10 protein-coding genes and 3 tRNA genes are annotated in these 11,650 nt (G+C 56.4%); 4 read left to right on the top strand and 9 right to left on the bottom strand.

Features of this window, described 5'->3' with window-relative positions:
* Positions 1–10 precede the first annotated feature (10 nt).
* Entirely contained in the window at positions 11–427 is a 417-nt protein-coding gene (gene sufE, locus S7A_RS10745) for a cysteine desulfuration protein SufE (protein WP_009090494.1), read from the top strand.
* A gap of 56 nt (positions 428–483) precedes the next feature.
* Positions 484–1,509 carry a L,D-transpeptidase family protein gene (locus S7A_RS10740; RefSeq protein ID WP_009090493.1) on the top strand — a complete coding sequence of 342 codons (1,026 nt, stop codon included), beginning with the start codon at positions 484–486 and terminating at the stop codon, positions 1,507–1,509.
* Positions 1,510–1,585: 76 nt separating this feature from the next.
* On the opposite strand, the gene S7A_RS10735 is transcribed toward S7A_RS10740, so the two are convergent.
* The 6 genes from S7A_RS10735 to S7A_RS10710 all read right to left on the bottom strand — a co-directional run bounded on the left by S7A_RS10735 (position 1,586) and on the right by S7A_RS10710 (position 5,661).
* Positions 1,586–1,822, bottom strand: coding sequence for a major outer membrane lipoprotein (locus S7A_RS10735; RefSeq protein WP_009090492.1), 237 nt, complete (start codon positions 1,820–1,822; stop codon positions 1,586–1,588).
* Between the two features lie 303 nt (positions 1,823–2,125).
* Complete coding sequence (gene pykF, locus S7A_RS10730) at positions 2,126–3,538, bottom strand: pyruvate kinase PykF (protein WP_009090491.1); 1,413 nt, start codon at positions 3,536–3,538, stop codon at positions 2,126–2,128.
* 351 nt (positions 3,539–3,889) lie between these two features.
* Positions 3,890–3,966 (bottom strand) — tRNA-Val (locus tag S7A_RS10725).
* An 11-nt stretch (positions 3,967–3,977) separates the two neighbouring features.
* Positions 3,978–4,054 (bottom strand) — tRNA-Val (locus S7A_RS10720).
* Between the two features lie 3 nt (positions 4,055–4,057).
* Positions 4,058–4,134 (bottom strand) — tRNA-Val (locus S7A_RS10715).
* A gap of 153 nt (positions 4,135–4,287) precedes the next feature.
* Entirely contained in the window at positions 4,288–5,661 is a 1,374-nt protein-coding gene (locus tag S7A_RS10710; protein WP_009090490.1) for an MATE family efflux transporter, read from the bottom strand.
* A gap of 208 nt (positions 5,662–5,869) precedes the next feature.
* Here S7A_RS10710 and S7A_RS10705 point away from each other — a divergent pair, with 208 nt between their 5' ends.
* On the top strand, positions 5,870–6,529 hold the full coding sequence (locus S7A_RS10705; protein WP_009090489.1) for a riboflavin synthase: 660 nt from the start codon (positions 5,870–5,872) through the stop codon (positions 6,527–6,529).
* Positions 6,530–6,767: 238 nt separating this feature from the next.
* Here the strand turns inward: S7A_RS10705 and cfa are convergent, their stop codons facing one another.
* Together cfa and punC are read right to left on the bottom strand one after the other, a co-directional pair.
* Positions 6,768–7,916 (bottom strand): cyclopropane fatty acyl phospholipid synthase, encoded by a 1,149-nt coding sequence (gene cfa, locus S7A_RS10700; protein WP_009090488.1) that lies wholly within the window; start codon positions 7,914–7,916, stop codon positions 6,768–6,770.
* 308 nt (positions 7,917–8,224) lie between these two features.
* Entirely contained in the window at positions 8,225–9,427 is a 1,203-nt protein-coding gene (punC, locus tag S7A_RS10695; protein ID WP_033736272.1) for a purine nucleoside transporter PunC, read from the bottom strand.
* Between the two features lie 106 nt (positions 9,428–9,533).
* Between punC and punR the strand changes: the two genes are divergently transcribed.
* Positions 9,534–10,439, top strand: coding sequence for a DNA-binding transcriptional activator PunR (gene punR / locus S7A_RS10690; RefSeq protein ID WP_009090486.1), 906 nt, complete (start codon positions 9,534–9,536; stop codon positions 10,437–10,439).
* Here punR and purR read toward each other — a convergent pair.
* Positions 10,436–11,461, bottom strand: coding sequence for an HTH-type transcriptional repressor PurR (purR, locus tag S7A_RS10685; RefSeq protein ID WP_009090485.1), 1,026 nt, complete (start codon positions 11,459–11,461; stop codon positions 10,436–10,438). The genes punR and purR overlap by 4 nt on opposite strands.
* Positions 11,462–11,650: the final 189 nt, after the last annotated feature.

The raw sequence follows: 11,650 nt of genomic DNA, 5'->3' as shown, positions 1-11,650 counted from the left end.
GGAGTGACTGATGGCGAATTTGCCTGAAAAAGAGAAACTGGTGCGTAACTTTAACCGTTGCGCCAACTGGGAAGAGAAGTACCTGTACATCATTGAACTGGGTTCGAAACTTCCGGAATCCTCTGAAACCCTGCACCAGCCGGAAAACGTCATCTCGGGATGCCAGAGCCAGGTGTGGATCAGAATGACGCCGCAGGCCGATGGCACCATCGCCTTCGAAGGTGACAGCGATGCCGCTATCGTTAAGGGACTGATTGCTATCGTAATTAGTCTCTATCAGAACCTGCCACCTGCCGAGATTCTGGCGCTGGATGTCCGCCACTGGTTTGGCGAACTGGCCCTGATGCAGCACCTGACGCCCACCCGGTCGCAGGGGCTGGAGGCGATGATTCGGTCTATTCGCCATACCGCTCAGAACCTCAGCTAAGCTACACTCGACAGACGCCATCCGGCGTCTGTTTTTTTATCTGACGAGAAAATTGCATGAAACCAGCTTTACGTTTAGCCGGTGCATTGCTGCTGACCTGTTTTGGGCTCTCTGCACCCGCATTCGCCACGGAATATCCGCTGCCGCCACCTGACAGTCGCCTGATTGGCGAAAACGTCCTGACTCAGGTTCCCGATAACAAACAGCCGCTGGAAGCGATTGCGGCCCGCTACCAGGTTGGTCTGCTGGGGATGCTGGAGGCGAATCCCGGGACCGATCCCTGGCTGCCAAAGGCGGGCACGCAACTGACGATACCGCTACAGATGATCCTGCCCGATACGCCACGCGAAGGCATTGTGGTGAATCTTGCCGAGCTGCGTCTCTACTACTATCCCAAAGGCGAAAATAAAGTCATCGTCTATCCCATCGGCATTGGCCAGTTAGGGGCAGCCACTCCCGTGATGGTCACCCGTATTAGCCAGAAGATCCCCAATCCTACCTGGACGCCAACCCCGAATATCCGCAAACGCTACGCGAAAGAGGGGGTCACGCTGCCCGCCGTGGTGCCTGCGGGACCGGATAACCCGATGGGACAGTTTGCCATGCGTCTGGCGCGCGGCACGGGCCAGTATCTGATCCACGGCACCAATGCGAAGTTTGGCATCGGCATGCGCGTCAGCTCCGGCTGTATCCGTCTGCGTTCCGAAGATATCGAAGCGTTGTTTAACGCCGTTCCAGAGGGGACACGGGTGCAGATTATCAATCAGCCGGTGAAGTACGCCATCGAGCCGGATGGTAAACGCTACGTTGAAGTGCACCAGCCGCTGTCACGCAGTGACAAAGATGATCCGCAGACGCAGACCATTGCGCTCAGCGACGGACTCAGGCAGTTTATGAAAAGTGAGAAGAGTGATCGGGCGCTGATTAAAGCCAGCATCGCACGACGCTCAGGTATGCCTGTACTGGTCAGCAGTGGTGAACCGGTAGAGAGTGATACCGTGCCGCCCGAAGAGCTGGAAAGTGCTGCGGTGCCGACAGAGAGTGCGGCAGCAGGGAAGGAGATAAAGAACGTTAAACCCTGACAGAAAGGTGCCGGATAGAGCCTGGCATGGGCAAAAAAAATGGCGCCATAAAGGCGCCATTTTTAAACCAGAACTCTTACTTACGGTAAGAGTGAGCCTGGTTGTCCAGACGCTGGTTAGCGCGTGCTGCGTCATCTTTAGCAGCCTGAACGTCTGAACGCACTGCGTTCACGTCGTTGCTCAGCTGGTCAACTTTCGCGTTCAGAGTCTGAACGTCTGAAGACAGCTGGTCGATTTTAGCGTTGCTTGAGCAACCAGCCAGCAGAGTTGAAGCCAGAACTACCGCGCCCAGTACCAGTTTAGTACGATTCATTATTTATACCCTCTAGATTGAGTTAATCTCCATGTAGCAATACAAGTATTACACAAAGCTTTTTAAGTTGAGAATAAATTTTTGATGAGAAGATGCTTAAATTTGATCGTTCGCTCAAAGAAGCAGCGAATCCCAGAATATGATAAAAAAATTTAGCGAAAACAGAGAGATTTAATCGGATTAACCTTAATATTAAGAGTATTTGAATAGTTATTTTCGATTGGAATTTTCTGGTATTTGGTTTAAGAGGAAATAAAAAAAGCGCCTCTTAAAGGCGCTTCTAAATAACCGCTGACGCAGGTTTTACAGGACGTGTACGGACGCGGTGTTGGTAGTTCCGCTTGGTACTAATGCACCGGAAACCAGCACTACGACATCCCCTTTCTGAGCGTAGCCGCTTTCCAGCGCCGCTTCTTTACCCAGACGATAGAAATCATCGGTCGACGCGATCTCAGACACCAGGCGTGTCTCAATGCCCTTACTCAGGATCAGCTGGCGTGCAGTGGTCTGATTGGTGGTCAGGGCCAGGATGGTGGCGTTCGGGAAGTATTTACGCACCGCTTTAGCCGATTTGCCGCCTTCGGTCGCCACCACAATCAGTGGCGCTTCCAGCTTCTCAGCGGTCTCAACCGCACCGCGGCAGACGGCTTCGGTGATACGCAGCTTACGGGTATCGTTCTGGCTGTCGATGCGCGATTTCATCACGCGGTCGGTACGCTCACAGATGGTCGCCATGATGGTGACCGACTCCAGCGGATAGCGACCTTTGGCGCTCTCACCTGACAGCATGACCGCATCGGTGCCATCCAGGATGGCGTTCGCCACGTCGCCGGCTTCTGCGCGGGTAGGGCGTGGGTTTTTGATCATGGAGTCGAGCATCTGGGTCGCCGTGATGACCACTTTGCGCGCTTTATTACATTTCTTGATCATCATCTTCTGCGCGAAGATCACTTCTTCAACCGGGATCTCAACACCCAGGTCGCCACGCGCAACCATGATGCCGTCTGACGCTTCGAGAATTTCGTCGAAGTTGTTCAGGCCTTCCTGGTTTTCGATTTTGGAGATGATCTGGATGTGCTCACCGCCGTGCTGTTTCAGGTGCTCACGAATCTCCAGCACGTCTGAACGCTTACGGATGAACGAAGCCGCGACAAAGTCCACACCCTGCTCACAGCCAAAAATCAGATCGCGTTTGTCTTTTTCAGCCAGCGCAGGCAGCTGGATTGAGACGCCTGGCAGGTTAACGCCTTTGTTCTCACCCAGGTCGCCGTTGTTCAGTACTTTACAGACTACGGTGTTTTCGGTGACTTCGGTCACTTCCATGCCAATCAGGCCATCATCGACCAGCACGGTGTTGCCGATCTTCAGGTCAGCCGTGAAGCCCGGGTAGGTGACGGCAACGCGCTCGCTGTTGCCGATCACGCTCTGATCGGTGGTGAACGTAAAGGTCTGGCCCGCTTTCAGCGCCGCGTCGTTACCGCCTTCCAGTTTCATGGTGCGGATTTCCGGGCCTTTGGTGTCCAGCAGGATAGCGGCCTGACGACCGGTTTTCTGCATCACGGCGCGCATATTGGTAATGCGCTGGCCGTGCTCAGCGTAGTCGCCGTGAGAAAAGTTCAGACGCATAACATTCATGCCTGCTTCAAGCAGCTGAGTCAGCATCTCTTCGGATTCGGTTTTCGGGCCGATAGTACAAACGATTTTAGTCTTTTTCATGACGGATTATCTGTAAGTTGTGATGGATGAATAAGGGCGGAATCCGATGGCAGCGCATCGAAGTGAAATTTCTGATTTGAGACTGAAACTGAAAAGGGCAGTACTGAATAAGAATAGGTGACGAAGGCCAGGCGTGCAGGGAAGTTGTGCGGCTACGGTTGGTAACCACCTCGCTGTTGTTGCGCAAATCATTTGAGTTATCGCAGTAAGCACGTGATCGCTGAAACCTTTCAAGTAAACAACGGGGGACAGTATAGACGCTAAGTATGCGAAAACCAATCAAAAAGCAGAAGGGGGACGCGATGCAGATCAATATAAAGGGAGTTGCGCAAGCTGAAGGAATTCTGAAAGTGGTGCGCTCTAATGGACTCGAACCATCGACCCCCACCATGTCAAGGTGGTGCTCTAACCAACTGAGCTAAGAGCGCATACTGAATATTGGTGCGTCCGAGTGGACTCGAACCACCGACCCCCACCATGTCAAGGTGGTGCTCTAACCAACTGAGCTACGGACGCACTTGGTGCGCTCTAATGGACTCGAACCATCGACCCCCACCATGTCAAGGTGGTGCTCTAACCAACTGAGCTAAGAGCGCAACATGCTGTCAGGGCGACAGCGGGGACGAATATTAACGGCAGCGTGTGAGGCTGGCAAGGGGAAAATCGTTTTTTCACTGTGACTGCGCAGCAACTGTGCTAACCGTCGTTTTTTTCGGCGCTGCGGGCCATAAATGGCCCGCTTTTGTGGATTATCGCGCCGCGCGGGCGAGGATATTGGCCGCCGGTGAACGCTGTAAGCGTCTGATGCGCCAGATCATCATCACCGCCGCCGAAGTGAGGCCGATAATGAAACCGCACCAGAAGCCTGCAGGTCCCATACGCGGCACCAGCCAGTCGGTCAGTGCCAGCAGATACCCGGCAGGCAGACCGAGCAGCCAGTAGGCAATAAAGGTGATGAAGAAAATGGATCGCGTATCTTTATAGCCGCGCAGAATGCCGCTGCCAATCACCTGAATCGAATCGGAGAACTGATAAATCGCCGCCAGCAGCATCAGCTGTGCGGCCAGCGTCACCACCTCAGGATTGTCGTTGTAGAGCAGGGCGATCTGGTGACGGAACGTGACGGTAAAAATCGCGGTCAGCGCCGCCATGCTGATGCCGACACCCTGCGCCGTCCACGCGGCGACCCGGGCCTGCTCGGTGGAGCCCTGACCCAGGCGGTAGCCGACGCGGATGGTGGTCGCGACACCCAGCGACAGCGGTAACACGAACATCAGTGAACTGAAATTCAGCGCGATCTGGTGGCCGGCGACATTGACGATGCCCAGCGGCGACACCAGCAGCGCCACCACGGCAAACAGGGTGACCTCAAAAAAGAGCGCCAGCGCCACCGGCAATCCCAGCGCCATCAGGCGGGTGAGAATGACACGCGAAGGCGGCGACCAGCGGCTCTCCATGCGGATATCACGCATCGATCCCATCCGGCGCACCCAGAAGCGCATGCAGATAAACATTACCCAGTAGACCGAAGCGGTTGCCACACCACAACCCACCCCGCCCAGTGCCGGCATCCCGAAGTGACCATAAATAAAGATATAGTTGAGCGGGATGTTAAACATCAGGCCGAGAAAGCCCAGCACCATACCCGGCTTGGTTTTCGACAATCCTTCACACTGGTTGCGCAGCACCTGGAAGAAGAGATAGCCAGGGGCGCCGAACAGCAGGGCATGCAGATAGCCTTCTGCCTTCAGGGCCAGCCGGGGATCGATATCGTGCATTGCGCGGATGAGGTAACCCGCGTGCCACAGCAGCACCATAATCAGCAGGGAGACAAAAAAGGCGAGCCAGTACGCCTGGCGAATCTGTTCACCGATGCGTTCGCGGCGACCTGAACCGTTGAGTTGCGCAACGGTGGGCGTCAATGCAAGCAGAAGACCATGACCAAAGAGGATGGCCGGAAGCCAGACAGAGGTGCCGACAGCAACGGCGGCCATATCCGTGGCGCTGACGGCGCCGGCCATAATGGTATCCACAAATCCCATTGCGGTCTGGGCCACCTGAGCAAGGATGACCGGAATCGCAAGGGCCAGCAATTGACGCGCTTCTGTTAAATACTTCTGCACGTTAACACCTGACGAGTTATAGGAAAGAAAAGGGGCAAAAAGCCCGGGGAATTTCGTGAGTTAGTGTAACTGGCGTAACCCCATTCGCCAATCTTTGTCACACAATGCGGTTTGCACTGACTCAACGCCGTGACAGGGGCTGAAATCTAACAGCGGGCCTGAGCTGTGGTAAACTGGCACAAACGTCGGATTTTCAGAGGCAAAGATTATGTTTACCGGAATTGTGCAGGGCATGGCAGAGATCGTGTCCATCGAAGAGAAAGAGCTGTTTCGTACCCATACTGTCCGGCTGCCGGAAGAACTCCTGCCGGGTCTGGCGCTGGGCGCATCCGTCGCGCATAACGGCTGCTGCTTAACCGTGACGGCAATCGACGGCGATCGTGTCAGCTTTGACCTGATCAAAGAGACGCTGCGGGTGACGAACCTCGGCGATTTGCGTGAGGGCGACGTGGTCAATATCGAGCGGGCAGCAAAATTCAGCGATGAAATCGGCGGGCATCTGATGTCGGGCCACATTATGACCACCGCTGAGATCTGCAAAATTATCCAGTCAGAACATAACCGCGAAGTCTGGTTTAAAATCCAGGACCCGGCGCAGATGAAATATATTCTGCATAAAGGGTTCGTCGGTATCGACGGCATCAGCCTGACGGTCGGGGATGTGACCAGAACGAAGTTCTGCGTCTATCTGATCCCGGAAACCCTGGAACGCACCACGCTGGGGGCGAAGACCTTTGGACAGCGGGTCAATATTGAGATCGATCCACACACTCAGGCCATCGTCGAGACCGTGGAGCGCGTGCTCGCCCAGCGTGATGCTGCGGCAGCCATGAGTGCGCTGACCGGGCAACCTGCCGCAGAGAGTTAATATCAGGCGCGACAGCGCCTGTTGAACCGCTGACCCGATTCGCTGTGAGATTGCACCTGCGCAGGAAACAGGGTCAGATCGGAAAGACGCAAAAGCCGTCATCCCTGACACGCTCGACACGCGCCCTCCCTGGCGCGTGACGCTTTCCTCTTCTGACCCTGTTCCCTGCGCCTTTAGCTTCTCCGTTGCGGTTAACGCGGGTCTGACTTCGGCAGGCCTTGCGGCGCAACCGGCTCCTCTACCGCGCCACGCGCAGTCCCCCCTCTACGCCACGACTGAAGACGATCTGCCACAGCTGAATGTCGCGTGCGCGGAACGCACCGGCACAGGCGTTGAGATAGTAGGCGAACATACGTTTAAAGCGATCGCCATAACTCTCAGCCAGCTGAGGCCAGGCCTGCAAAAAGCGTTCATGCCAAGCCATCAGCGTCCTGTCGTAATCTGCGCCAAAGTTGTGCCAGTCTTCCAGAATAAAATGGGGCTCGCTGGCATCGGCCACCTGACGCACCGAAGGCAGGCAGCCGTTGGGGAAAATATACTTATCGATCCAGGGGTCAACCCGCATATCGGTTTTAATCGCGCCGATGGTGTGAAGCAGGAAAATCCCGTCAGGCTTAAGATTACGATCGACCACGTCGAAATAGGTCGCGTAGTTTTTAGGCCCGACATGCTCAAACATACCGACCGACACCACGCGGTCAAACTGCTCGTTCAGATCGCGATAGTCCTGCAGCAGAATCGTCACATCCAGCCCTTCACAGCGCTGCTGCGCCAGCTTCTGCTGCTCGGCGGAGATGGTCACGCCATGCACGCTGACGCCATAATGACGTGCGGCAAATTCCGCCAGTCCGCCCCAGCCGCAGCCGATATCCAGTAGCGACATCCCGGGTTCCAGCGCTAATTTACGACAAATCATATCCAGCTTGGCTTCCTGCGCCGACGCCAGCGTCGTGGCCTCTTTCCAGTAGCCACAGGAGTACTGCATGTAAGGGTCAAGCATCAGTGAAAAAAGATCGTTGCCGAGATCGTAGTGCTCTTTGCCCACGATCCAGGCCCGCTTGCGGGACTGCAGGTTGGTTAAGCGGGCGGCGGCGATGCGCAGGGTATCTTTGAAATGGTGCGGGAGCTGCTGATCCAGTTTATGTTTAAGCACCTGGTGGAAGAACATATCCAGACGGTCGCAGTCCCACCACCCCTCCATATAGCTTTCGCCCAGCCCCAGCGATCCCTCCTGCAGAACACGCTTAAAAAAACCGGGATGATGAATGCGGATATCCCATGGACGTGAGCCATTTATTTCGATGTCCGCTTTTTCCAGCAGTTCGTGAACGATGCGATACCAATGATTATCTTCAGGAGTCACTGCTTCTGCGTAAGATGAACTCATAGCTTTTCCACCACCTGTCCAATCTGAACCTGAACAAAGAATAGCCAATTCGTCAGGCATTGAGAAACGTCACGGAGGATTCCGCAAACCGATTATCTGTAAGATACAGAGGACTGGAACAGGCTGAAGCAGGGCCGGTAAGAGGGAATAACGCGTGCGAATACCGTCCCGGCAACAGCGTGCCAATCAGATTATTACGTTATTATATTGTTGATTTATTACAGATTTGTTGACCCGGATGAGTATATTCTCACGCGGGTCAATATTCAATGACTTATTGTTAGGGCGCTAACTAAAAAGTTAGCGTCTTAATGATTATCCTGGCAGGCAGGTTGCGCAGTGGCAACAACAGTTTGTGCGCTTGCGGCGCGCTGCATGACGTACCCGATCAGGGCGAGCAGAATCGTCACTGTCATAATCAGCGTGGTGGTCAGCAGTGCCTGAGTTAATCCCGCCGACACCGCCAGGCTGGCGAGGAAGCAGAGGCCTAACTGCAGCGTATTCTGCAACGCGGCGGCTTTGCCGGTAGCGTGCGGGAAGGGCATCAGCGCACTGGAGACCACAATCGGATAGATCGCTCCGTTAGCCAGCGCCATTCCGCAGAACGGCACCATGAGGCTGAGCAGCGTTCCCTGACCCGAAAGCGCGACCGCAAACAGTGCCAGAATGCTCAGGCTGTAGACCCCCAGCAGCCAGGGCAGCAGCTGCGCGCCGTTAAAGCGGTTGAGCAGGGCGCGACAGCCGAAGCCACCGATTAAAAAGGCGAGCGTCTGTGGCAGATAGCTCAGGCCAATGTCGGCGGGGGAAAGGCCCAGGCCCGCCAGAATAAAGGGTGAGCCGGTCAGCCAGGCAAAAAAGCTGGCGGAGCAGGCGGAGTAGATCAGTACGTTACCGCTGTAGACGCGGGATTTAAGCAGCGTGAAGAAGCCCGGCTGTGCCCCTTTCTCCTGCGGAGCGGGTTTCACCGCGGGCAGACGCAGCGTGACCAGAATCAGCGCCACCGCAATCAGGGTCAGCACCAGGAAAATCGAACGCCAGTGGAAATGGCCGATCAGCCATGCCCCGAGCAGCGGTGCCAGCGCCGGTGAGAGGGCCACCAGCGGCATGATCGTGGCGAACACTTTGCTGGCGCGCGCCGCCGGATAGCGGTCGATGACCAGCGCCTGCCAGCTTACGGCGGCAGCACAGACACCAATCGCCTGAATGAAGCGCAGCGCCAGCATCAGAAAGATATCATTCACCCACAGCATACCCGCACAGCCAGCGGCGAACAGTGCCAGCCCGGCCAGCAGCACGGGTTTACGGCCGATGCGATCGGAGAGCGGGCCCCAGAAGAGCTGACCACAGGCGAAGCCGGCCAGAAACAGACTCATGCTGGCGCTGATCAGGCCGGGCGAGGTGCGGAACGTCTCCTGCATCGCGCCAAAGGCGGGCAGGTACATATCGGTGGCTAAAAAGCCCAGCATGCTGAGCAGAGCGAGGTAGGGCATAAATCCTTTATTCGACAACATCAGATTCTCATTTTGCAGGGTAAACGCGGCAGAGTGTAAAAGGTGCGTTTGCGGCTGTGAAACGTTAATATTTGCCGGTTGCTGTTAAAATTTTTGAAGGCAGATTATGTGGTCAGAGTATGCACTGGAAGTGGTTGACGCGGTTGCACGCGGGGGCAGTTTCAGCGCCGCCGCGCAGGAGTTACATCGGGTGCCGTCTGCCATCAGCTATACGGTTCGCCAGCTGGAAACCTGGCTGGCGGTGCCGCTGTTTGAGCGTCAGCACCGTGAAGTGGTACTGACCCCGGCGGGAGAGCATTTTGTCAGGGAAGGGCGCAGCGTCATCAAAAAAATGCTCGCAACCCGGCAGCAGTGTCAGCAGCTGGCTAACGGCTGGCGCGGACAGCTAAGCATTGCCGTTGACCGCATCGCCAAACCGCAGCGTACCCGGCAGCTGGTTAACGATTTTTATCGCCACTTCCCGGACATGGAACTGCACATCAGCTATGAGGTCTTCAACGGGGTCTGGGATGCCCTGGCCGATGGCCGGGTCGATGTCGCGATTGGCGCGACCCAGGCGATACCGGTTGGCGGACGGTTTGCGTTCCGGGATATGGGGAAGCTCAACTGGCGCTGCGTGGTTGCACCCGACCATCCTCTGACGCAGGCGACCCGGATTGATGATGACACGCTGCGTCACTGGCCGTCGCTGGTGCTGGAGGATACGTCACGGGCGCTGCCGCGGCGCATGACGTGGACGCTGGACAATCAGCGCAGGCTGGTGGTGCCGGAATGGCAAACCGGGCTGGAGTGTGTGCAGGCGGGATTGTGCGTGGCGATGGTGCCGGGCCATCTGGCCCGGCCACTGCTCGACAGCGGCGCGCTGGTGGAACTGACGCTGCCGCAGGCGTTTCCGGACAGCCCCTGCTGTGTCAGCTGGGCAGAGGATCGCGCATCACCGGCAACAGGCTGGTTACTCAGCTATCTGGGTGATGCGCAAACGCTTAATCAGGAGTGGTTAAGCGAGGATTAACGGCGATAGTCGCGGAACGGACCATCCGCAACTGAACGGCGTTCAATCAGCGTAGGGTGGACTTCAATCGTCTGTGACACTTCGCGCTTGCTGGTGATGCGATCAAGCAGCATATCCAGCGCCTTCTCACCCAGCTGAGCCTTGGGCTGATGGACGGTGGTCAGTGCAGGCGCAAAATAGCGCGCGTTGCGCACATTGTCATAACCGATCACCGAAATGTCCTGCGGAACGCGCAGACCCATCTCGTCAGCGGCGCAAATCGCCCCCATCGCCATGATGTCGCCACCGCAGAACACCGCCGTCGGGCGCTGCTTCTGCGACAGGATCTGCTGCATCGCCTGATAGCCCGACTCCGGCTCAAAGTCACCCTGCACAATCCACTCGGCGCGCGGCTGAATGCCCGCCTCTTCCAGCGCCTTAAGGAAACCGGCATGGCGTCCGCCCCCGGTGTTACGCTCCATCTGACCGGGGATGGCGCCGATGTCGCGGTGGCCGCGCTCAATCAGATAGCGTCCCGCCAGATAGCCACCCTGGAAGGCGTTATCCAGCACCGTATCGGTGAAGTCGGCGCGCGACTCGCCCCAGTCCATCACCACCATCGGGATATTGCGGTTCTCTTCCAGCATCTGCAGCAGGTCGTCCGGGTATTCAGAGCACATGACCAGCAGGCCATCGACGCGCTTCTGCGCCATCATGCTGAGGTAGGCGCGCTGTTTTTGCAGATCGTTATGCGCATTCCCCAGAATCAGCGTATAGCCTTTGTCAAAACAGTGATTCTCGACCGCTTCGATAATCTCAGCGAAATAGGGCGCTTCGCTGGAGGTGGCCAGCAGCCCCAGCGTCCGGGTGTGATTCACCTTCAGGCTGCGCGCCACGGCGCTCGGCGAGTAGTGCAGTTCCTTGATCGCCTGCCAGACCGCATCGCGCGTCTCTTCAGCCACGAAGCGGGTTTTATTGATGACGTGCGAAACCGTGGTCGTGGAGACGCCAGCGCGTTTTGCCACATCTTTAATTGTTGCCATGAAAATCGGACTCCAGGACTTATCTAACTGTATGATAAGCGTAGTGTTAAACGTTTGCGTCTGCTCAGGGTATTTTCCGCAAAAATGCCGTGTTATGGCGCATTAAACCGGCGGCCGACGGAGAATAAATGCCTGAAAAAGTGCGCAAACGGAATCAGGGCTGCGCGCGTTGCGCAACAAGGGCGGGAT

Origin of the sequence: Pantoea sp. Sc1 (assembly GCF_000255315.1) — a bacterium.
GTDB classification, from domain to species: domain Bacteria; phylum Pseudomonadota; class Gammaproteobacteria; order Enterobacterales; family Enterobacteriaceae; genus Pantoea; species Pantoea anthophila.
Note: the sequence above shows the minus strand (reverse complement) of the source record. Positions and strands in the feature narration are given on the sequence as shown.

Bases quoted from the DNA above. Each gene is read 5' to 3' on its own strand.
- pykF (WP_009090491.1), bottom strand. From the start codon at position 3,538: ATGAAAAAGACTAAAATCGTTTGTACTATCGGCCCGAAAACCGAATCC.
- S7A_RS10705 (WP_009090489.1), top strand. From the start codon at position 5,870: ATGTTTACCGGAATTGTGCAGGGCATGGCAGAGATCGTGTCCATCGAA.
- cfa (WP_009090488.1), bottom strand. From the start codon at position 7,916: ATGAGTTCATCTTACGCAGAAGCAGTGACTCCTGAAGATAATCATTGG.
- sufE (WP_009090494.1), top strand. From the start codon at position 11: ATGGCGAATTTGCCTGAAAAAGAGAAACTGGTGCGTAACTTTAACCGT.
- purR (WP_009090485.1), bottom strand. From the start codon at position 11,461: ATGGCAACAATTAAAGATGTGGCAAAACGCGCTGGCGTCTCCACGACC.
- punR (WP_009090486.1), top strand. From the start codon at position 9,534: ATGTGGTCAGAGTATGCACTGGAAGTGGTTGACGCGGTTGCACGCGGG.
- punC (WP_033736272.1), bottom strand. From the start codon at position 9,427: ATGTTGTCGAATAAAGGATTTATGCCCTACCTCGCTCTGCTCAGCATG.
- S7A_RS10735 (WP_009090492.1), bottom strand. From the start codon at position 1,822: ATGAATCGTACTAAACTGGTACTGGGCGCGGTAGTTCTGGCTTCAACT.
- S7A_RS10740 (WP_009090493.1), top strand. From the start codon at position 484: ATGAAACCAGCTTTACGTTTAGCCGGTGCATTGCTGCTGACCTGTTTT.